Genomic DNA, 21,373 nt, shown 5'->3' on the forward strand with positions numbered 1-21,373 from the left:
CCCAGTTTTCTGGGGTTTGTGCTTTTCAGGAGTGGTGCATTCTCCGTCAGTGGTCATGGCTTAATAATGAGTTGTGGGTTGTTGAATTTGATTGGGCTGGTGTTGAATGAGCCGGCATTTGGCTTGGTTGATAGGGATTTAGGCTTGAGACTGGCTCAGGCGGCCAGCAGTAACGCCATTTTCTTGATGTTTTGCGCAGCACCCGCCAGCAGACATTGCATCTGGACTTTTTCCAGCCCTCTGAAGCGGGCATAGCGGTGGCCGTGGTGTTGTTTGGCGTCCGCGAAGCTACGCTCTACTGTTTCTTTGCGCCTTTTGTAAATCTTCTTGCCCCATGCGCTTAACCGGGTTTCATTGGCTGCCTCTTTGGCCGTTTCAAATACGTGTCGGGTCAATACTTTGGTGTGATTCTCACTTTTCGTGCAGCGGCTGCGGATAGGACAATCTTTGCATTTGTTGCGGTCGGATTTGTACTCACGATACCCGGCACGATTGGTGGTGCTGTACTGCAGCAGTTCGCCTTGCGGGCAGCGGTAACAATCGCTGTCTTTATCGTAGTCAAACGCGCTTTTGCGCAATAAGTCTTTGCCTTTGTTGGGCCGGCGGTAGCCCATCACCGGCTCAATTTGCCGCGCTTTAATCAGGTGGCACAGCATCGCAGTGTTGTAGCCCGCATCCAGCCCAACCGCGACCGGCTCAAGCTGGAAACGCTGCAGTTGCCGGTCAAGCCTCGCAATATAAGGCTGACTGTCGTGCTGATTGCCAGGCGTGACGTGCGTGTCAGTAATAAGGCCGTGCCGGCCATCGACGGTGCGGTGGTCGAGGTAAAAAAAGCCCTGCGGTTTGCCTTCGCGCGTCATAAAACCACTGTCAGGGTCTGTGGTACTGGCTTTTATCTCGCTCAGTTCACAGACGCTGTCATCCTTGGGAGCCAGTGGCTTTTTTCCGGCGGCTTTGCGCTCCTCCTCAATCGCCGCGTTGAGCTGGTCGACATAGGCCGAGGTACTGGCTGCCACTAACTTATTGATGGATTTATTCTTATTGGCACTGGCTTTTAAGTGCGTGCTGTCGGTGTAAAGCACGCGGCCGCCAATCAACCTTTTGGCAATGGCCTGCTCAACAATCCGGTCGAAGACCCGTTGGAACACATCAGTCCCGTTGAAACGGCGAATACGGTTCTGACTGAGCGTTGAAGCGTCCGGTACTTTATCGGTCAGCGACAAACGCAAAAACCAGCGATAGGCCACATTGACCTCAATCTCCTGCATCAGCCGGCGCTCACTGGGCACGCCAAACAAATAACCAAGCAGCATGATTTTGAACAGCATCACCGGGTCAATCGCCGGCCGGCCATTGTCTTTACAATACAAATCAGCGACTTCAGCACGGATAAATTCAAAATCTATGGTGGTATCGATTTTACGAACCAGATGGTTTTGTGGCACCAGCTGTTCCAGTGTCACCATTTCAAGCTGATGTTGTTGCGGGGAGATATCTCTGAGCATGAGGGCAGCTCCTGTTTGGACTCCCTCTATTAGATCAAAGGCCTGGATCTACGTCCAGGCCTTTGTCAGCAGTCTGAHAGGCAGCTTTAGCTGCCTTTTTTATTCTGTCCCAGCAGTGCCAGCCGCAGTTTTGGCGCCGTGGTTTTCGCGCCCAGCCAGATATCGAGAAACTCGGCGCCAAAAGCCGGATCTGCCACCACTCCGAGCGACTGGCCGTTAAAGCTGAATTCAACTAAACCATCGGCGCGGTACAAACAAGCCAGCCGGTCGCCTTTTTTCACGTTACGCCATAACAGCGTCAATTGTTTGGCCCAGTCCTGATGACGCTGTTGCAAAGTACCTTGCTGCGCCTGCCACTGATCGAGCGTCGCTTCAACAAAATCGGCTTTGCTGATATCACGCTGGTAAGTCAGTTCCAGCAACACCGGCTTGTTCTGCTGATAGCTGCTGAACTGGCCGTCCGCTGTCGCTAAGCGCGCTTCATACAAGTCCCAGAACAAATAGCTAAACTGACCTTGCCCGACGGTCTGCAGCGCTGTTTCAGTTGCGATTGCCGGTGCTGTGCAAAGTACCAACGCACTCAGCAGTAGTTGCCTTAAACGGTATTTAATGAACATGGGTGCGGCTCCTTTGCATCTTAGTGTAATAGCTGTGCCACCAGGCTTCTGTCTGGCGCGACCACAACAGTAAAGCGGCCCAGGCCGGTGCCATCACCAGCCAAAACTCTGCACCATCCAGGATCAGCATATTGGTACTCAGTTGTGCACCACCCCAATACGCCAAAGGTCCGCCAACCAGGCCAAACAGCGCCACCAGGACCGGGCTTTGCAACCAACGCGAAAACAGCATCAGCCAGAACAAACTGAACCAGCCCCATAACAACAGCAGCCAATAAGGTAACCAGACGGTGTCAAACTGAAACAACCCACTGGCATACAAAACGGTATCCAGCAAAAGCCCGGAACCCCATAGCGTGAACATCGCCTGGCGCTGTTGCGGCTTCAGTTGCCAGATAAACCACACTAACAACAACGCCACCACTGCCGCGCTGTAAACCGGCTGCAACACGAGCGCGAGCCAGCCTGCTTTAAACAGCAACAATTGACGCCACCCCGGGGCACTGAAACTAAGCCATTGTTGACTGAGCTGTGTCATCAGTGCTGTCCTTGTTTTGCTTGCCGCGCCATTCGGGCCGCCAGTTTCTGCCTAAGGCCATAGGGACAAAGGTTCAGTAACTTCAGGCTCAGCGTCAGTCGCAACGGAAACTGCAAGCGCAATTTCCCCAGCGCCAGCGCCCGGTAAATGCGGCGGGCTGCGTCCGTACTACTGAGTAAAAACGGCATTGGGAAATCATTTTTTTGCGTCAGTGGCGTGTCAACAAAACCCGGTTCAATCAGGCAAACCCGGATCGGTGTGTCCGCCAAATCCACCCGTAAACTGTCGGTGAAATAACTGATGGCCGCTTTGCTGGCGCCATAGGCTTCAGCCCGGCCAAACGGAAACAGATGCGCCAGACTGCTGACAATGGCCAGCCTTGGCGTGGTACTTAACTGTAACAGCGGTAACCAGGCTTTAGTACAAGCCACCACAGCCTGTACATTGAGACGGAAGGTGCGCTCGAAGGCGCCGAGGTCTAAATTTTCTGCCTCGACATATTCGCAGGTACCGGCGTTCAGGATGACCTGATCGAGCCGGCCATACCGCGCGGACAACTCAGCGGTCGCAGCGGCAAGCTGCGCACTGTCGGTCAGATCAACCGGCAGAATATCAATACCGGCATGTTCAAGCCGAAGCTGTTCCAGCAGCGCCTGACTGCGGGCCAACGCGACCACTTGCCAGCCGCTGTGGGCAAATTGCAGGGCGATAGCACGACCGAGGCCTGAACTGGCGCCTGTCACTAAACAAACAGACTGAGTCTGCATAACAAATCCTATCAGTAAGGCTTTGGATCAGTTACGGCGGGCAGAGACAGATGGATTGATGCCGGCACGAAAAACCAGCGAATTGTTCGATACAGCGATGAAAAAGGAAAAAATTCAGGCGTAGAGGTCAACAGCAAACATCTGCTGCAGCTGCTCGCGTTTATCCTGACTGGCAAAAGACTGATAAGCAGAAATGGCTTTTTGCTGGCGTTGATCCGGCTCGTCGTAGCCGGCTCGTGCCAGCTGATCCGTATCCAGCAGTGCCATGACCTCGGCGGAGCTTTTAACTCCCTGCCCCTGCGGCGTGGCATTTTGTGCACTTTGTGACGGACTTTGCGTTGCATCTTTCAGCGCGCGCGGACCCACGCCACCATTGACCTGACGCAGGCCACCGGCACGATTGAGATCCTGACTGAGCGTCACTGACATGCAAAACATCCGTAGGAAAAAAATGAACAATTATCAGGCATTATAACCAGAAAATGACCGTTGCCAAGCCTTGAATAAAAATGGCTGCAGACCTTGTCTGGCAAGGCTTACAGCCCAATAAAAAGCGGCAGAAAATTGCCGCTTTTTTACTTTGAATTTACTTAGCGTCGGCTCAACGGCCCGGCAGTTTTTGCCAGGTGACTTCATCGCGCACATAAACTGGCTCGGCCAATTCTGCCGCAACAAACAACTGCTGCTGCCAGGCCGGAGTCGCCAGCGTCAGCATGTCCTGCGCCGATGGCAGCAATACCTGACTGCTGATCTGTAACTGCTGGTCTGCAGCCCACTGCGTAAAAGCATCAGGATAAGTGACCAGACCTGTGCCTACTGCCCAAATATTTCCCTGCAGGGACAGCGCTGGCAAGTCCGCCGGTTTGCGCGCCAGTTCGTCGCCAATGGCGTGCATCAGGCCATCAGCGCCTTGCTGATACAGTGCCAGATAAACTTCGGCCATCCGCGCATCAATGGCTGCAATCACCTGACTGGCCTGATGCAGCCGCACCGCGGCTTGCGCCATTGCCTGCAATGTCGACACGCCAAACACCGGTAAATCGGCGCCAAAAGCCAGGCCTTGGGTCACGCCAACGCCAATCCGCACACCGGTGAAACTGCCGGGGCCGCGGCCAAATACAATGCCGTCCAGCTGGTGCAAACCAAGGCCTGATTCGACTAACAGTTGCTGCACCATCGGCAGAATACGTTTGCTGTGTTGCTGCGGACAGACTTCATCCAGCGTCAGCCGCTGGTCGTTATATTGCAGCGCCACTGAACAGGCTTCGGTGGAGGTATCCAGCGCCAGTAATTTCACATCAAGCTCCTGTTATGCTTATGACGGCTCAGATCCACTGTCAGCGTGGATCGCCGTTAAAAATTCAATCGCGGCCTGCGGACTGCGGCTGCGGCGCATTGGCGGCAGCGATTTTAAAAAGACTTCACCATAAGGCCGGCTGACCAGCCGGTTATCGGCGATGACCAACACGCCACGGTCAGACACATCGCGAATAAGCCGGCCCACTCCTTGCTTCAGCGTGATAACGGCCTGCGGCAACTGCACCACGGCAAAAGGGTCTTGCCCGGCTAAGCGCGCATCTTCGCTACGCGCCTGCAACAGCGGTTCATCCGGTGAGGCAAACGGCAGTTTATCAATGATCACCAGACTCAGCGTATCGCCGCGTACATCAACGCCTTCCCAGAACGAACCGGTGCCCAGCAATACTGCGTGTTTCAGCTGGACAAACTGCTCCAGTAACACCCTTTTACTGGTACTGCCCTGCACCAGCACTGGCAGGCGAATATAGTTCGGCAACTCCCCGGCCATCCATTGCAACATACGATGGCTGGTAAACAGGAAAAAACAACGGCCTTCATTCGCTTCAATCAGAGGAACAGCCAGCTGTAATAACGCCTGCGCCATTTTGGCATCAGTCGGTTCCGGCAGATAACGCGGCACCAGCAACATGGCCTGATTCGGATAATCAAACGGACTATCAAGCTGCAACGTACGCGCCGCGCTTAAGCCCATCTGGCGGGTAAAATGGTCAAAACCACCATCGACCGACAGCGTCGCCGAGGTAAACACCCAACAACGCGGTTGCGCAAACACCAGTTCCTGAAACTTATCGGCAATCGATAATGGTGTGTAATGCAGACTGATATGGCGTTTGCTGGTATCAAACCAGAAACTGATACCGGTTTTATCGACGTCGAGTAATTTTTCCAGCCGGTTACGCAGCAGCGCCAGCCGTTCATAGCAGCTATCGACCAGATCAGAACGACCCAGGCTACCTTTAAGCACCTGATACAACATTTGCATCACGTCGCTGATGCGGCTGAGGGCGACCTTTTGATCCGGTTTCTGATACAGATCGCGCCAATTGCCCTTTTGCGGGTCGTCCGGCAACAGCAGACGCCAGTCTTTGGTCAGACTGACCAGTTTGTCGGCGGTTTTGGCCAATTGCGGATGATCACGCAATTCAGTTTTACAGGCGATATCGATGTCGCGGCACAGATCCAGTAACACTGAACTGGAAAAGGTCTCGCCAAAATAATCACTGGCAATGTCGGGAATTTGGTGCGCTTCATCGAAGATCACCACATCCATATTGGGCAACAATTCGCCAAAGCCAGTATCTTTCAGCGCCATATCGGCGAAAAACAGATGATGGTTGACCACGACCAAATCGGCATTCATCGCCTTTTTGCGCGCTTTCAGTAAATAACACTCGTCAAAATCCGGGCAATCTTTGCCGAGACAATTGTCAGTGGTACTGGTGACATAAGGCAGTGCCTTAGAATCTTCAGCGATATAGGTCAATTCACCAATATCGCCGCTTTGGGTCTCGGCTGACCATTTTTTGATCAGGCTTAAATCCTGGATCAAAGCATCATCCTGCACTGGCACATGCTGATAATGCTGAGTCAGACGAAAAGTACATAAATAGTTGCTACGGCCTTTTAACAAGGCGGTGGCAACCGGCTGAGCCAAAGCGGCCTGAATGCGCGGTAAATCGCGCAAGTACAGCTGTTCCTGCAGGTTTTTGGTGCCGGTCGACAAAATAACTTTTTTGCCACTCAAAAGCGCAGGCACCAGATAAGCGAAGGTTTTACCGGTACCGGTGCCGGCTTCTACCACTAACGCTTTGCCATCGCGGATGCTGTCGCACACGGCAATGGCCATTTCGAGTTGGGCATCGCGGGAACGAAATCCGCTGATCGCACGCTCCAGCGCGCCTCCAGATCCAAAGGCGGCTTTGATTTCAGCCTGCATCAGAGACTCCGGCAGCCGGAAGCGTCACTCGCGTGGCAGAAAACAGCAAAAATGATGCAATGGACAAGCAGACCCCGGGGTTCAGCGTAAAGGCGGCATTATGCCAAAGGACGACGATGCGGTCCAAACACTTCGCGTCAGCAAGGTCTCAGATGTAAATATCAAGATGGCCATCGGCGTCAGCATGTTGGTCGGCTTCCGGCGTTACCGCATGACTGGTGGACAAATAATGCGTTTCAGCCGTTGCCACCGGTTCGGCTGATTGTTCCGGCGCTGTTTGCTGTTGTTGTGACTGTTGTTGTGACTGTTGTTGGGATTGTTTTTGTTGCGACTGTGGATACTTTTCGCTGATGCGGTATTGCCAGATTTCATGATGATGACCATGCGCATCCGGACTGAACCGGGCGTATTTACTGACCGGTTCGATTAAACGCTGTGACGGCTCCGCGGCCGGCGTATTACGAATCAAATAAGGAAAAATTGCATCCATCAATGGCTCCCGGGGCGATGATCTGACCTGCGTTGAACAGGGTAACTGATCGCTGTATCGGCACAAATCGCTACAACTAAATATCTGAACACGTATTGCCAACATAGGCCAATAAACTATACAACTTGATTATTTTTCAATCAACCACTGTAATTTATCCGTGTTTTATTTTTCGGGTAATTTTACTGTAAATTTAAGTGAAAACCGTTATTTGTATTTTTATTCAATAATTTGCATTATTCAAATCAAAGGTGCTGTGTGGTTATTTTCTTCTTAACCCGGCTTGCAGCCGCAGAAAAAAACCTTTAAGTTGTATACATCAGAAACGCAGTCAAACGACGTCGTTTGCAGCCGGAACTCATTCACCATGTCATTAATTGCAACACTGCACCATCATCATCATCTGATCTCATAGCCAGGCCTGAGAGGCCGGTGGCTATGACTGATAGATAGCTCCGGTGTGTTTAGTGTGTAACAACAGCCCCGGAGAGATCCGGGGCTGTTGTTTTTATACTTTAAATCAGAGGAAATACCGATGTCCGCGTTAATCGAAAGCAAAAAACTGCGTATCGCCATGCAAAAGTCCGGTCGTCTGTCACAGGACACGCAGGCACTGCTGACCAGCTGCGGCCTGAAGATCAATCTGCGTGAGCAACGTCTGATTGCGCATGTCGAGAATATGGACATCGATTTGCTGCGCGTGCGGGATGACGATATTCCGGGACTGGTGATGGACGGTGTTTGCGATTTGGGCATTGTCGGCGAAAACGTGCTGGAAGAAATGTCGCTGCAGCGACAGCTCGACAACGAAAGCTACGATTACACCGTGCTGGCACGCCTTGATTTTGGTGGCTGCCGCCTGTCGATTGCGGTACCACAGGAAGAAAACTACCAGTCTATTCAGGACCTGCAGGGCCGTACAATCGCCACCACCTACCCGCGGCTGCTCAATCGCTACCTGAAACAGAATGGCGTCAATTGCCGGATTGTGAACTTAAAAGGCTCGGTCGAAGTCGCACCACGTGCCGGTCTCGCTGATGCCATTTGTGACCTGGTCTCGACCGGTGCGACGCTGGAAGCCAATGGCTTAAAAGAAGTCGAAGTGATTTACCGTTCCAAAGCGGTGCTGATCCAACGCCGGGATCTTAACGACGACAAACAGCTGAAACTTATCTCCAAATTAATGCCGCGCATCCAAGGCGTGATGCAGGCCAATGAAAGCAAATACATTATGCTGCACGCGCCACGCGCCCGCCTGGCGGAGGTCATTGCCCTGCTGCCCGGTGCAGAAAATCCAACCTTATTGCCATTGGCCGGTAATGATGATCTGGTGGCCTTACACGTGGTCAGCAGTGAAACTTTGTTCTGGGAAACGATGGAACAGCTCAAAGCATTGGGCGCAAGTTCTATACTGGTACTACCGATCGAAAAAATGATGGAGTGAATCATGCTCGAGATCCGTATCACCCGTTGGGCCGATCTGGATGATGCCGGCAGAAACCGTGCATTGAGCCGGCCCAAACTGAAAAACGCCGAAGAGCTGCCGGAGCAAGTCGCCAGCATTATCAAAGCTGTGCGTAACACCGGCGACAAAGCGCTGAAGTTCTATAGCCAGAAGTTCGACAGTATTGATAACAACCCGCTGGAACTTAGCCTGGTGCAGCAGCAATTGCTGCTCGGCAAACTCAGCGATGAACGCCGCAGCGCCATTGAACTGGCGTATAGCAATATCCGCAAATTCCACGCCGCGCAAAAACCGCAGGATCTGCTGGTGGAAACCACACCCGGTGTGGTCTGTGAGCTGAAATATGCGCCGATGGACGCTGTGGGGTTGTATATCCCGGGCGGCAGCGCACCACTGCCATCGACGGTGCTGATGCTTGGCGTACCGGCGCAACTGGCTGGTTGTCGTCGTGTCGTGCTGGTCACGCCGCCCGGCGCTCCGCTCGCGTCCGATATCGCGCCTGAGATCATTTATGCCGCCCAGTTGTGTGGCATTCGCGAGATTTACACCATCGGCGGCGCTCAGGCGATCGCAGCTCTGGCCTACGGCACTGCGACTATCGCTAAAGTCGATAAAATTTTTGGCCCGGGCAATCGCTATGTCACAGAAGCGAAACAACAAGTGTCACGCGACGCGCAGGGTGCTGCGATTGATATGCCGGCCGGCCCTTCTGAAGTGCTGGTGATCGCCGACGAGACCGCAGATCCGGCTTTTGTCGCCGCCGATTTGTTGTCGCAGGCCGAGCACGGTATGGATTCGCAGGTCATGCTGCTCAGCCCCAGTGAGAAATTACTGAAAGACACTATGGCCAGGCTGGAAGACCAATTAATCGTGTTACCCCGCGCCATCATCGCGAAAAAGGCGTTGGATCACAGCCGCTTTATTCTGGTAGAAGATTTACCGCAGGCCGCGCAGGTGTCCAATCAGTACGCACCGGAGCACTTAATTATCCAGACCGCCCAGGACGACAAGCTGCTGCCGCAACTGAAAAATGCCGCCAGCATTTTTGTCGGCCCCTGGACCCCGGAATCGGCCGGTGATTACGCCAGCGGCACCAATCACGTATTGCCGACTTACGGCTACAGCCGCAATCACAGTAGCTTATCGCTACTGGATTTTTACCGGCGTTACACAGTGCAGACGCTGACCAGCAAAGGCCTGCAGGCAATCGGTCCGGCTATTGTCACGCTCGCGACTGCTGAGAGCTTAAACGCCCACGCCAATGCCGTCAGTTTACGGCTGAAAAGCCTGAGCAAAAAGCTGCAGCAGCAAGACGAATTCACCCCTATTCCGCCAGAGAGTAAATAAGAGAAAATAAATGAGCAGTATCAGTAATTTAGCCAGAGACAGCATCAAAGTACTGGTGCCTTATGCCTCAGCGCGGTTGTCGATGTCCGGTGGTTCGGTCTGGCTGAACGCCAACGAAAATGCTTTAGCGCCAGAGTATCAGTTAAACGGCAGCTTTAACCGCTATCCGGACTGTCAGCCACCGGCGCTGATTGCCGCCTATGCCGCTTATGCCGGGGTGGCACCTGAACAAGTATTAGTCAGCCGTGGCGCGGATGAAGGCATTGAGCTGTTGATCCGCAGCTTCTGCGAACCCGGCACAGACAATATCGTCATTTGCCCGCCGACTTATGGCATGTATGCCATCAGCGCGCAAAGCAATCAGGTCGGCCGCACTGTAGTGCCTTTAACGGCTGAGTTGACATTGGACTTAGCCGCGATTAAACAAAGCCTGCAGACGAAGCTGGTGTTTATCTGCAGCCCGAATAATCCAACCGGTGATTTGATCCCACGCTCGCAAATCACAGATTTGCTGGATTTCTACCGCGACAGCGCTTTAGTGGTCGTCGACGAAGCCTATATCGAATTCGTGCCAGAGGCGTCCACGGTGGACTTATTGGCGCAGTATCCAAATTTGGTGATCTTACGCACTTTATCCAAGGCGTTTGCGCTGGCCGGCCTGCGCTGTGGTTTCACGCTGGCGAACCCGGATGTGATTCGCGCGCTGAAAAAAATGATTGCGCCCTATCCGATCGCAGCGCCTGTCGCTGACATCGCCACTCAGGCGCTGTCTGCCACCGGTCAACAACGGATGCGCCAAAGCGTAGCAACCATCAACGAGCTGCGCGCTGCGTTTGGCCGTTTTGCCGCGAGCCTGCCGCAGGTGCACCGGGTGTTTAATTCCAATGCCAATTACGTATTGCTGGCTGTCGAAGACGCGGCAGCCTGGGTGCAGGGCATTGCTTCACAAGGCATCCTGATTCGTAACCAATCCAGCCAGCTCGGTTTAGATCGGATCGGTTGCGCGCAGGTCGTCAGGGTGTCGATTGGCAGCCCGGCAGAAATGGCGCTGCTCGAGCAGGCGATCCAGACATTTTGTGCACAACAAGCAACCACTACTCGCAGTTCAGGGGAACAATAATGGCCGGACAGCCTATTTTATTTATCGACCGTGACGGCACTATGGTGGAAGAACCACCAATTGATAAGCAGCTGGATTCATTAGAAAAACTGGCCTATGAGCCAGGGCTGGTGCCGGCCTTATTGAAACTGCAGGACGCCGGTTTTCGTTTGGTGATGGTGACCAATCAGGATGGCCTTGGCACCGACAGTTTTCCACGCCCGACATTTGATGCGCCGCACAACAAGATGATGCTGCTGTTAGAGTCACAAGGCATCCGCTTTGACGACGTGCTGATTTGTCCGCACTTTGAGCGCGACAACTGCAGCTGCCGCAAACCAAAGCTCGGTTTAGTTAAAGATTACCTGCAACAAGGCCGTATCGACTTCAGCCGCTCTTATGTGATTGGCGACCGCCAAACCGACGTGCAGCTGGCTGAAAACATGGGCTTGCCGTCGTTTCGTTATGACCGCGCCACGCTTGGCTGGGCTGAAATCACCCGCCAGCTGTTAAGCCGCAGCCGCGTAGGCTCAGTGCGTCGCACCACCCGCGAAACCGATATCAGCGTACAGCTGGATTTGGACCGCAAAGGCGGCAATCAAATCAGCACCGGCATTGGCTTTTTTGACCATATGCTCGACCAAATTGCCACCCACGGCGGTTTTTCGCTGCAGTTATCCGTGACCGGCGACTTGCACATCGACGACCACCACAGTGTCGAAGATGCTGCATTGGCGCTTGGTCAGGCACTGAAACAAGCCATTGGCGATAAACGCGGCATCAACCGTTTTGGTTTTGTGCTGCCAATGGACGAATGCCGCGCTGAAGCCGTGCTGGATTTATCCGGCCGGCCGCTGCTGAAATTTGATGCTGCGCTTGGCGAAGGTAAAGTGGGTGAGCTGAATCTGGAAATGGTTGAACACTTCTTCAGAAGCCTGTGTGATGCGATGCTGATGACGCTGCATTTGTCGGTATCTCCTGGCAATAAACACCACATGGTGGAAGGTTTGTTTAAAGCCTTCGGCCGGGCCTTAGGTCAGGCCATTTTAAAATCCGGCGATGCGCTGCCAAGCAGTAAAGGTGTGCTCTGAATATGACTGAGCAAGCAACTAATCCCCGGCTGGTGATTGTTGATACCGGCTGCGCCAATATCACTTCTGTGTTTTGTGCGCTGGAACGGCTCGGTGCCAGCGTGCAGATCAGTGCTGATCCGGCCGTGATCCGCGCGGCAGAAAAGGTGATTATTCCGGGTGTTGGCACTGCCAAACAAGCGATGGCCAATATCGACGCCAAAGGCCTGCGCAGCACCTTACAGCAACTGACGCAACCGGTGCTCGGCATTTGTCTTGGCATGCAGTTGTTGACCGAACACTCGGCTGAAGGCGATGTGACTTGCCTCGGTTTAATTCCGGGTCAAGTCGCGCCGCTTGAAGCCAAAGGGCTGCGTCTGCCGCATATGGGCTGGAACACGCTGCAGGTGGAAAGCCCTGCGCATCCACTGCTACAAGGCATCACTGCGGCGGATTACGTCTACTTTGTGCATAGCTTTGCGGTGCAACCTTCGCCTTATATGCTCGCCAGCTGTGACTACGGTAGCCTTTTTGCAGCCGTGATTGGCCGGCGTAATTTTCTCGGCATGCAGTTTCACCCGGAGCGCTCCGGCAAAGTCGGCGCCCGCCTTTTACAGAATTTCTTACAGCTGGACGCGCAATCACTGCGTGCGCCAGACTGAGCACAGGAAGTACCATGATAATCCCGGCAATAGATTTAATTGATGGTCAGACCGTGCGCCTGTATCAGGGCAGTTATGACCAGACCACTCACTATACCCAAACACCGTTTGAGCTACGCGACCGCTACGCCGCTGCGGGCGCTGGCGTGTTACATCTGGTTGATTTGTCCGGCGCCAAAGATGCCAGCAAACGCCAGACTGCATTGCTACGCGAACTAATGCAACAAAGCCCGTTACCGGTCCAGGTGGGCGGTGGTGTGCGCAGCGAAGCCGATTTAGTCACTTTGTTAGAAGCCGGCGCCAGCCGGGTGGTGATTGGCTCCTTAGCCATTCGGCAAAGCGCTTTGGTGCAGCAGTGGCTCAGGCAATATGGCGGCGAGCGCATCGTGCTGGCGCTGGATGTATCCATTAACGAGCGCGGCGAAAAAACGCTGCCCAGCCATGGCTGGATTGAAGCCTCAGGTATCACGCTGGAACAGGTGCTGGATGGCATGCTGGATGCCGGCGCGCGCCATGTGCTTTGTACTGATATCAGCCGTGATGGCACGTTACAAGGGCCAAACGTTGGCCTGTATCAGGAACTTGCGGCGAAGTATCTAAGTATCGCCTGGCAAGCGTCCGGCGGTGTTGGCCACTTAGACCATATCCGCAGCTTGCGCGGTCAAGAAGGCAAACCGTCGCCTGTGGCCGGGGTGATCCTCGGCAGAGCGTTGCTTGAAGGCAAATTCACCATTGAGGAGGCGATCGCATGCTGGCAAAACGGTTAATTCCTTGTCTGGATGTGCGCGATGGCGTCGTCGTTAAAGGCGTGCAATTTCGCAATCACGAAATCATCGGCGACATAGTCCCGCTGGCCGCACGCTACGCCGAAGAAGGTGCCGACGAGCTGGTGTTTTACGATATCACTGCATCCAGCGACGGCCGCGTTGTCGACAAAAGCTGGGTGCGTAAAATTGCCGAAGTCATCGATATTCCGTTTTGTGTCGCCGGTGGCATTAAATCCGTCGCCGACGCCGGTAAAATTCTTGAGCTCGGTGCTGACAAAATTTCGGTCAATAGCCCGGCACTGGCACGGCCTGAACTGATCAGCGAGCTGAATGCCGCCTTTGGCCAGCAATGCGTGGTGGTCGGGATCGACAGTTATTTTGATGCCACCACAGGGCAATATCAGGTGTACCAATACACCGGCGATGAATCGCGCAGCCAGAAAACGCGCTGGTTATTGCTCGATTGGGTGGAAGAAGTGCAGCGCCGCGGCGCCGGTGAAATCGTGCTGAATTGTATGAATCAGGACGGTGTGCGCCAAGGCTATGATTTAGCGCAGTTATCCTTAGTGCGCCAGTATTGCCAGGTGCCGTTGATTGCCTCCGGTGGCGCCGGCGCGGTGCAGCATTTTATCGACGTGTTTGGTGATGCAGACGTCGACGGTGCACTGGCCGCATCGGTATTTCACAAAGGCATTATTGCTATTCCTGATTTAAAAGCAGCGCTGATCGCTGCCAACGTGGAGATCCGGCCATGAGTTTTTTTTTGGACGCTAATGCGCCACTGCCAGATCAACTGGAACAGCTGAAATGGCCCACCGACGGTTTACTGCCATTAATAGTCCAGCACGCCGTATCCGGTAAAGTGCTGATGCAGGGCTTTGCCAACAGCGACGCTGTCGCCACCACGCTGCAAAGTGGCCGGGTGACTTTTTTCAGCCGCAGTAAAAACCGGCTCTGGACCAAAGGCGAAAGCTCAGGTCATTTTTTACAGCTGCAAAGCTTAAGTGCCGACTGTGATCGCGATAGCCTGCTGGCTCTCGTGCTACCGGACGGCCCAACCTGCCATGTCGGCACCGAAACCTGCTGGCATGACCAAAACAGTAATGCTCCTTCTCTTAGCTTTTTAACCGATTTAGAAGCAGTGATCGCCAGCCGCCAGCATGCGGATCCAAAATCCAGCTACACCGCCAGCTTGTTTGCGCGCGGCGTCAAACGCATCGCACAAAAAGTCGGTGAAGAAGGCGTGGAATCGGCATTGGCAGCAATGGCCGGCGATCGCGAAGAGCTGAAAAATGAAGCCGCAGATTTAATCTTTCATTTGCTGGTGCTGCTGCGCTCGCAGGATCTGCAACTGAACGACGTCATTGATGTATTAAAAGCCCGTCATCAGAAATGATGGCGGGTGCCGAAGCCGTAGGCCTGAAAACCTGCGGCTTTGCACTATCCATCTGCAGTCCCTGGCACTCCGCTTGCTGACATTATTGTAAACATCTTGTATCTTGCCGCGCCTTGTGCCACTTGGTAAGCTCTGGCCTCTGACATTTAGTTTCCATAGCAAAGACAAGGAACAGGTTATGTTTGGCAAAATAGCATCAGAAGCACTGGGATTAAGTGATATCGGCCGGGTGATAAGCCCGGACAACTACCACAAAGTGGAAGCCGACGATTACATCAAGCATGAAACCGGCGAAAAAATCTTCTTTTTAATCAAAAGCAAAACTGACGAATATTGTTTTACCAACTTCGCTTTGCTGCATCTGGACGGCAATACTGCGCTCAGTAAAAAACGTCTGCTGAAGCGCTACGAATACATCAATGCCGATATCAGCAACGTGTTACTCGAAACCGCCGGGACTATCGATCTGGACGTTGAACTGAAATTCCGCATCCATAGCACGGATTTCTCCATCGACGTGCACAAAGAACATATCGAACAACTGAAAGACATCTACAAAGTACTGAGCGAAATCAGTTTACTGATGGAAGCCGAACAGCGTGATTTACAAACGGTGGAAAAAAGCCTGCAGCATGTCGTCAGCTCACTGGCCCGTCAGGGTGGTGAAGGCAGCAATATCGCGAACCAGGCCCGTGAACTCTATGGTTTTTATCACGACACACTGAGCGATGCGATGGCGCAGGCCTATCGCAAAGATTACAGCAGCGTGTTTGAAACTTTTATCAAAAACTAAATGTTCAAGCGTTCGCTGATACTGATTGGCGCTGCTGTGATATTGCTGGGTTGGTGGTTGTGGCACCAGCCCAGCCAGACGACGCAGACTCCCTATCAAACACCATTCCAGCAACAATCGAGCGGCGCTTCGACCATCGACAAAGACATCACAGCCGCTGCAGATGCCAAACCACCAAAACAACCCGCCGCCTGCCAGCAAGTACTGCCTGATGAGGACTGGATCGACAGACCAGAACGAACCGCCATTCGTCAGTATTTGTTTAACCGACTACAACAAGGCGACAGCCCTGAGCAGTTATTACTGATGCTGCGCGACCGATCGTCACCAGACAAAGCACTAAGCCAACGTCAGGCTGAACTGCAGTTTGAATTGCTGGATGCGTTGAGTCGTTATGAAGGTAGCTTGATTAAGTATGTGTTTCGACAAAAAGCATACAGTGATTTTTTCGAGGGTTTGAGGCGGTTTGCCCCTGCGGAGAAAATCGACTATCTGCGCACAGCCCCTGAAATCGAACTGGTATATCTGGAACCTTCAGGCCGGTTGGATGATTTTCAGCCAAAAACCACCTTACTGTTACTGGCACTGAGACAACGCCAATTTGACGAGGCTTTGACTGGCCTGCGTTTTTTACCACGAGACTACAGTATGCTGCTGGGTGAACTCCTCAACACCCAACAGTTAGAACAGCTACTGCAACAAACAGATGATCTGCAAAGCCGGCACAACCTGCTGAACCTGGCCGATCTGGCGGTGTATCACTTCAGAGACGACTTGCTACCACTGCTCGCGCGTTATCAAGTGCTGCCAAGCCGTCAGGATGGACTGTTCAGTGCGATGGATCTTGCTTTTAGCAGTACCTGGCGAAAAAAAGGCTGGGACGAGGCTGAGCGCCGGCAACGCCAACAAGCAACGATCCAATTCCTGCAAACTCTCGGTTATCCGCTGCATGGGAAACTGAACACAATGAAAAACGGCAAGGTTTTTCTGCAGGTATCTGCTGTGGTTGAACCAAGATTTATCAGCTACGACGAAGACCTCATTAATCTTGCCCAGGCCCAGCAGCTGTTACCGCTGCAAAGCCTGACTGCGCCTGAGCCGCTCAGAGCTTTACTAATGCAATATCAACAGCTGGGCCTGGAGCAACAGCGAATCAAAGCGGCTTGTCTGGCAGAGCAGAATACTGAACTGACAGCACAAGGCTTATGGTCTGAGCACGAGCTGCTTTTCCAATTGGACAAACTGACGCAACAACATAGCACCGGCGAACTGCCACAGCTGTTGCATCAACAAGACCCGGCGTTATTGGCGTTTTACTGGCAACAGCAGGATACGGGATTGGCAACATCCTATGGTGATGTGCCCAGCACCGAAGCTGAATTTGTCAAAGCCATCGAGAATAATCCAGACCCTAAGCAAGCCGCTGATTTACTGCTTGTGTTGTCGATGCAACCGCAGTGGGCGAAGCACTGGCCAAATGGTCTGGCGGTCAGTACGCTTGAGAACCTACTAACTTATGAAGGCACCAAACACTGGCAGGTTATGCAGCAAAACGGTTTTGACCTCGGGATCACCGACACCAGAGGCCGCAATTTATACCCGCTGGCCTTTGCCGACAGCACTGAGGCGGTGAGTTTATTGATTAACGCTAAAGTACCGCTGCAACAAAATCCGTTAGGCCCGGATGCGCTGGATTTGGCTTTGGATGCCAGTTACCTGCAGCAAAAACTGCATCCGGCACTGTTTTATATTCTGCAGGAAACTGAAAGGTTGCGCCCGTCGCACTTGTCACGCTTAAAACGTCTGCAGCAATATCGACCGGCGTTATTTCAACAACTGCAGACCCAGTTTAAGTTGCCGGATCTGACTGCAATGACGCCAAACCCGATGCTAAGCCTGGAACCTTAAAAGCGGATTTCAGCCGGGTAAATATTGTCTGACAAACATCTGCACATTGCTGTTAAGCACCTGGTCTGCCTGAGCAGAAAAATCATGAAAGCGGAACACTGCCGGCCAAAAAGCAAAACTCTTCATTAGTCCCCAAAACTGAGTTTCAGCGATTTTGATATCCGGGATTTGTAAAACACCGGCGCTGACCGCTTGCTGTAAAAATGGTAAGAGACCGCATTCCTGATCATTGACCTGCGCTAACGCCTGCTCCACCAACTCGGGCTGTCGGATCAGTTCCGCTAAGACAATCCGCGCCTGTTCGATCAACTCTTCACTCTGATACACAGTCCAGACTGAACGGGCAATTTGCAGCAGTTGCTCTTCAACTGGGCGACTGGCGTCAAATTGCAGGCTGGCCGCTTGTTTACTGCGTACCCAAAATGAGCTGGTTACTTCATTGAATAACAGCTCTTTGCTGGCAAAATGGTTATACACGGTGCGTTTGGAGACCTGCGCGCGCTCGGCAATCGCGTCCATGCTGGCACCGACAAAACCTTTGTCTTTAAATTCTGCCAATGCAGCATTTACCACCGCCTGACGCTTCTGCGCTGAACGACCTACAGGTTCCATCATTACCCTCTTATTCAACTTCATTACCGCAACTGCAACTGGCCACAGCATCACACTCTTGCAGAAAATTTTACACTAAGGAGTTTACTTTTGCTATTTTAACATTAAACTACACCGTGTAGTTTACTTTTATCAAGTCCACGCCAGCCACTCACAGTAGGAGCCCAGGATGAGCATCGCCGATAAACCTTGTGTTTTTTTACGACCAGGCACAACGCCAGCACCAGCGCGCCGCAGATTTCGGAATGGCGCTAAAACTCTGGATGGCAGTGCTGCACTGGGCCAGATCATCTGGCGTTATCTGACGCAAAAAGTGGCTGACAAAACACCCCGCCAAAGCATCCCGGTACAAGCTGCGGATCTATCTGGCAGCCATGACATGCTGCTGAAAATTAGCCACAGCTCTGTATTGCTGCGCCTCGATGGACAGTATCTGTTGTTAGATCCGGTGTTCAGCAAACGCGCGTCGCCACTGCAATGGCTCGGGCCAAAACGTTTTCACGCCCTACCACTGCAACTGGATGAGTTACCGCAACTCAGCGCAGTGTTGATCTCACACGATCATTATGATCATCTGGATAAACATGCCGTCCGCGCTTTAATCAGCAAAACCCGCCGCTTTATTGTGCCGCTTGGTGTTGATGCCCATTTACGTCGTTTTGGTGTGCCAAACGATATGATCACAGTACTGGACTGGTGGCAACAGACGGAATTTGCCGGCTTAACCGTCCACGCGACTCCAGCGCAGCATTTTTCAGGTCGCGGTATAAACGACAAAAACCAGACGCTGTGGGCTTCTTTTGTCATTGAGTCCAGCCAGAAACGACTGTTCTTCAGCGGTGACAGTGGTTATTTCAGTGGCTTTGCCGAGATAGGCCGGCGTTTTGGCCCTATTGACGTCGCTATGGTTGAAACCGGCGCTTACGACGAACTCTGGGCTGATATTCATATGCAACCGGAGCAAAGCCTGCGCGCGCATCTGGATCTGCAGGCCGCTTACCTGATTCCCATTCATAACAGTAGTTTTGACCTTGCCATGCATGCCTGGTACGAGCCGCTGGAACGATTAGCTGCTGCGGCAGATGCCTATCAGGCGCAGCTGGTGACGCCGTTATTTGGTGCGTCAGTCGATTTGTCGCAGCTGAGCTTCGCCCCTGCCCTGCACCATGCCTGGTGGCGGGAGTTGATGCCAGCGCAGGTGACTGAACAGATCCAGTTGCAGATCCCGGCTTAAAAAAAACGCAGCTTAGCTGCGGTGCAGGGAACTCAGCAATCAGGGGTGACACTGATTGCTGATAGTGCTGAGGAACACCTTACTTAATTAAGAGTTCCGGATCAGGTAATCGAAGGCACCCAATGATGCGGTCGCGCCAGATCCCATCGCGATGATGATTTGTTTAAACGGTGTATTGGTCGCATCACCGGCGGCAAACACCCCTTTCATTGACGTCTGGCCATGGCTGTCGACGATGATTTCACCGCGATTGGTCAGCTCCAGCGTACCGCGCAGCCATTCAGTATTAGGCACCAGACCGATTTGTACGAAGATACCAGCTAAGGCCACATGCTTCGCTTCGCCGGTGACGCGATCTGTGTAGTTGATGCCGGTCACTTTGCTGCCATCGCCCAGCACTTCTGTGCTTTGTGCATTTAACATGATGTCGATATTGCCCATCGACTGGGCTTTTTTCACCAGTACAGCGTCGGCCCGCAATTTGCTGTCGAATTCCAGCACTGTGACATGCTCAACAATACCTGCCAGGTCAATCGCCGCTTCAATGCCGGAGTTACCGCCACCAATGACAGCGACGCGTTTACCTTTAAACAGCGGGCCGTCACAGTGCGGGCAATAAGCCACGCCACGACCGCGATACTCTTTTTCACCCGGCACGTTCATCTCTCTCCAGCGCGCGCCGGTCGACAGGATCACGGTTTTGGCTTTTAATACGGCGCCGTTTGCCAGTTCCAGTTCAAACAGTTCGTTTTGCGACAACTTCACCGCTTTCTGGCTGTGCATAATGTCGACTTCATACTGACGCACATGGGCTTCTAAGTTCGCCACCAGCTTCGGCCCTTCAGTTTCTTTGACTGAAATAAAGTTCTCAATACCGACAGTATCAGCAACCTGGCCACCAAAACGTTCTGCAACTACACCGGTATTCAGGCCTTTGCGCGCTGCATAAATCGCTGCCGCAGAGCCTGCAGGGCCACCGCCGACGACCAGTACATCAAAATTATCTTTTTTCGCCAGTGCTTCGGCCTGACGGGTTGCTGCAGACGCATCGACTTTGTTCAGAATATTGCCAAGGCTGATGGCGCCCTGCGAGAACTGTTCGCCGTTTAAATACACCGTTGGCACCGCCATGATGTTGCGATTGGCCACTTCTTGCGGGAACACAGCACCATCCACCATAGTCGTGGTGATATTTGGGTTGACGGCCGCCAGCAGATTCAGCGCCTGTACCACTTCCGGACAGGTCTGGCAGCTCAGCGATACGTAGACTTCAAAATTCAGCTGACCTGGCAGCGCCGCGATCTGCTCTAATACCGCAACTTCTTCTTTGATGGTATGGCCACCGGAGTGCAACAGCGCCAGCACCAGTGATGTAAATTCGTGGCCCATTGGCACACCGGCAAAGGTCATCACTGTGCCTTTAGCCTGTGAACGCACCTGCATCGAAGGCACACGGCTCGCGTTTTGGTTTTGCGTGACGACAATCAATTCCGACAGACTGGCGATATCATCAACCAGTGCTTTTAACTCTAAGCCTTTTTCGCTTTGATCAACTGCCAACGCCAGTTCCACTGGTGTCTTCAGGTGTTGCAGGTAGCCTTTTAATGCTGATTTTAAATTGTTGTCTAACATGCTGAGTTCCTCTTCATGGCGAAAGCTGGGTGTTGCCCGTTTTTCAATTGACCGGCAACTGGGTTTCTGTTTGATAAAGCTATCTTAGGCAAAATCACCAATCTTATAAAACGAATTAAACGGATTCATTCAATTTGTTTTATCGATTGCAATTGCACACTGACTGCATTCGGACCAGCCAAAAACAAAACAGCCGGACAAAGTCCGGCTGTTAT

21 protein-coding genes are annotated in these 21,373 nt (G+C 52.8%); 11 read left to right on the forward strand and 10 right to left on the reverse strand.

Going from position 1 to position 21,373, the window contains the following annotated elements:
- Positions 1–155: 155 nt before the first annotated feature.
- The 8 genes from ATY27_RS00550 to ATY27_RS00585 all read right to left on the reverse strand — a co-directional run bounded on the left by ATY27_RS00550 (position 156) and on the right by ATY27_RS00585 (position 7,173).
- Positions 156–1,505 (reverse strand): IS1182 family transposase, encoded by a 1,350-nt coding sequence (locus ATY27_RS00550; RefSeq protein ID WP_208932133.1) that lies wholly within the window; start codon positions 1,503–1,505, stop codon positions 156–158.
- Between the two features lie 86 nt (positions 1,506–1,591).
- Positions 1,592–2,122 (reverse strand): chalcone isomerase family protein, encoded by a 531-nt coding sequence (locus tag ATY27_RS00555; RefSeq protein ID WP_208932207.1) that lies wholly within the window; start codon positions 2,120–2,122, stop codon positions 1,592–1,594.
- Positions 2,112–2,660, reverse strand: coding sequence for a DUF2878 family protein (locus ATY27_RS00560; RefSeq protein ID WP_208932208.1), 549 nt, complete (start codon positions 2,658–2,660; stop codon positions 2,112–2,114). Before ATY27_RS00560 ends, ATY27_RS00555 begins: the two co-directional genes overlap by 11 nt.
- Entirely contained in the window at positions 2,660–3,427 is a 768-nt protein-coding gene (locus tag ATY27_RS00565) for an SDR family NAD(P)-dependent oxidoreductase (protein ID WP_208932209.1), read from the reverse strand. The genes ATY27_RS00560 and ATY27_RS00565 overlap by 1 nt, the downstream gene beginning before the upstream one ends.
- 114 nt (positions 3,428–3,541) lie before the next feature.
- Positions 3,542–3,856, reverse strand: a complete 315-nt coding sequence (locus ATY27_RS00570; RefSeq protein WP_208932210.1) for a hypothetical protein — start codon at positions 3,854–3,856, stop codon at positions 3,542–3,544.
- 172 nt (positions 3,857–4,028) lie between these two features.
- Complete coding sequence (tsaB, locus tag ATY27_RS00575) at positions 4,029–4,724, reverse strand: tRNA (adenosine(37)-N6)-threonylcarbamoyltransferase complex dimerization subunit type 1 TsaB (RefSeq protein WP_208932211.1); 696 nt, start codon at positions 4,722–4,724, stop codon at positions 4,029–4,031.
- Positions 4,725–4,742: 18 nt separating this feature from the next.
- The gene (locus ATY27_RS00580) at positions 4,743–6,683 is read right to left on the reverse strand and encodes an ATP-dependent DNA helicase (protein ID WP_208932212.1); all 1,941 of its coding nucleotides are present in this window, start codon (positions 6,681–6,683) and stop codon (positions 4,743–4,745) included.
- 148 nt (positions 6,684–6,831) lie between these two features.
- Entirely contained in the window at positions 6,832–7,173 is a 342-nt protein-coding gene (locus ATY27_RS00585) for a hypothetical protein (RefSeq protein ID WP_208932213.1), read from the reverse strand.
- Positions 7,174–7,708: 535 nt separating this feature from the next.
- Between ATY27_RS00585 and hisG the strand changes: the two genes are divergently transcribed.
- The 10 genes from hisG (at position 7,709) to ATY27_RS00635 (ending at position 17,680) form a co-directional block, all read left to right on the forward strand.
- Entirely contained in the window at positions 7,709–8,617 is a 909-nt protein-coding gene (gene hisG / locus ATY27_RS00590; RefSeq protein ID WP_208932214.1) for an ATP phosphoribosyltransferase, read from the forward strand.
- A gap of 3 nt (positions 8,618–8,620) precedes the next feature.
- Positions 8,621–9,985 carry a histidinol dehydrogenase gene (gene hisD / locus ATY27_RS00595; protein WP_208932215.1) on the forward strand — a complete coding sequence of 455 codons (1,365 nt, stop codon included), beginning with the start codon at positions 8,621–8,623 and terminating at the stop codon, positions 9,983–9,985.
- Positions 9,986–9,995: 10 nt separating this feature from the next.
- Entirely contained in the window at positions 9,996–11,105 is a 1,110-nt protein-coding gene (hisC, locus tag ATY27_RS00600; protein ID WP_208932216.1) for a histidinol-phosphate transaminase, read from the forward strand.
- Positions 11,105–12,175 (forward strand): bifunctional histidinol-phosphatase/imidazoleglycerol-phosphate dehydratase HisB, encoded by a 1,071-nt coding sequence (gene hisB / locus ATY27_RS00605; RefSeq protein ID WP_208932217.1) that lies wholly within the window; start codon positions 11,105–11,107, stop codon positions 12,173–12,175. The genes hisC and hisB overlap by 1 nt, the downstream gene beginning before the upstream one ends.
- Positions 12,176–12,177: 2 nt before the next feature.
- Positions 12,178–12,816 (forward strand): imidazole glycerol phosphate synthase subunit HisH, encoded by a 639-nt coding sequence (gene hisH / locus ATY27_RS00610; RefSeq protein ID WP_208932218.1) that lies wholly within the window; start codon positions 12,178–12,180, stop codon positions 12,814–12,816.
- A gap of 14 nt (positions 12,817–12,830) precedes the next feature.
- Positions 12,831–13,583 carry a 1-(5-phosphoribosyl)-5-[(5-phosphoribosylamino)methylideneamino] imidazole-4-carboxamide isomerase gene (locus ATY27_RS00615; protein WP_208932219.1) on the forward strand — a complete coding sequence of 251 codons (753 nt, stop codon included), beginning with the start codon at positions 12,831–12,833 and terminating at the stop codon, positions 13,581–13,583.
- Complete coding sequence (gene hisF, locus ATY27_RS00620) at positions 13,565–14,338, forward strand: imidazole glycerol phosphate synthase subunit HisF (protein WP_208932220.1); 774 nt, start codon at positions 13,565–13,567, stop codon at positions 14,336–14,338. The genes ATY27_RS00615 and hisF overlap by 19 nt, the downstream gene beginning before the upstream one ends.
- Positions 14,335–14,979 carry a bifunctional phosphoribosyl-AMP cyclohydrolase/phosphoribosyl-ATP diphosphatase HisIE gene (gene hisIE / locus ATY27_RS00625; RefSeq protein WP_208932221.1) on the forward strand — a complete coding sequence of 215 codons (645 nt, stop codon included), beginning with the start codon at positions 14,335–14,337 and terminating at the stop codon, positions 14,977–14,979. Before hisF ends, hisIE begins: the two co-directional genes overlap by 4 nt.
- Before the next feature lie 178 nt (positions 14,980–15,157).
- Positions 15,158–15,772, forward strand: a complete 615-nt coding sequence (locus ATY27_RS00630; RefSeq protein ID WP_208932222.1) for a PH domain-containing protein — start codon at positions 15,158–15,160, stop codon at positions 15,770–15,772.
- Positions 15,773–17,680 (forward strand): hypothetical protein, encoded by a 1,908-nt coding sequence (locus ATY27_RS00635; RefSeq protein ID WP_208932223.1) that lies wholly within the window; start codon positions 15,773–15,775, stop codon positions 17,678–17,680. It begins immediately after the preceding gene.
- A gap of 9 nt (positions 17,681–17,689) precedes the next feature.
- On the opposite strand, the gene ATY27_RS00640 is transcribed toward ATY27_RS00635, so the two are convergent.
- On the reverse strand, positions 17,690–18,295 hold the full coding sequence (locus tag ATY27_RS00640; RefSeq protein ID WP_208932224.1) for a TetR/AcrR family transcriptional regulator: 606 nt from the start codon (positions 18,293–18,295) through the stop codon (positions 17,690–17,692).
- A 166-nt stretch (positions 18,296–18,461) separates the two neighbouring features.
- Here ATY27_RS00640 and ATY27_RS00645 point away from each other — a divergent pair, with 166 nt between their 5' ends.
- Positions 18,462–19,526 carry an MBL fold metallo-hydrolase gene (locus tag ATY27_RS00645; protein WP_208932225.1) on the forward strand — a complete coding sequence of 355 codons (1,065 nt, stop codon included), beginning with the start codon at positions 18,462–18,464 and terminating at the stop codon, positions 19,524–19,526.
- 87 nt (positions 19,527–19,613) lie between these two features.
- On the opposite strand, the gene ahpF is transcribed toward ATY27_RS00645, so the two are convergent.
- The gene (gene ahpF, locus ATY27_RS00650; protein WP_208932226.1) at positions 19,614–21,158 is read right to left on the reverse strand and encodes an alkyl hydroperoxide reductase subunit F; all 1,545 of its coding nucleotides are present in this window, start codon (positions 21,156–21,158) and stop codon (positions 19,614–19,616) included.
- Between the last annotated feature and the right edge of the window lie 215 nt (positions 21,159–21,373).

It is taken from the genome of Rheinheimera sp. F8, from assembly GCF_001518915.1.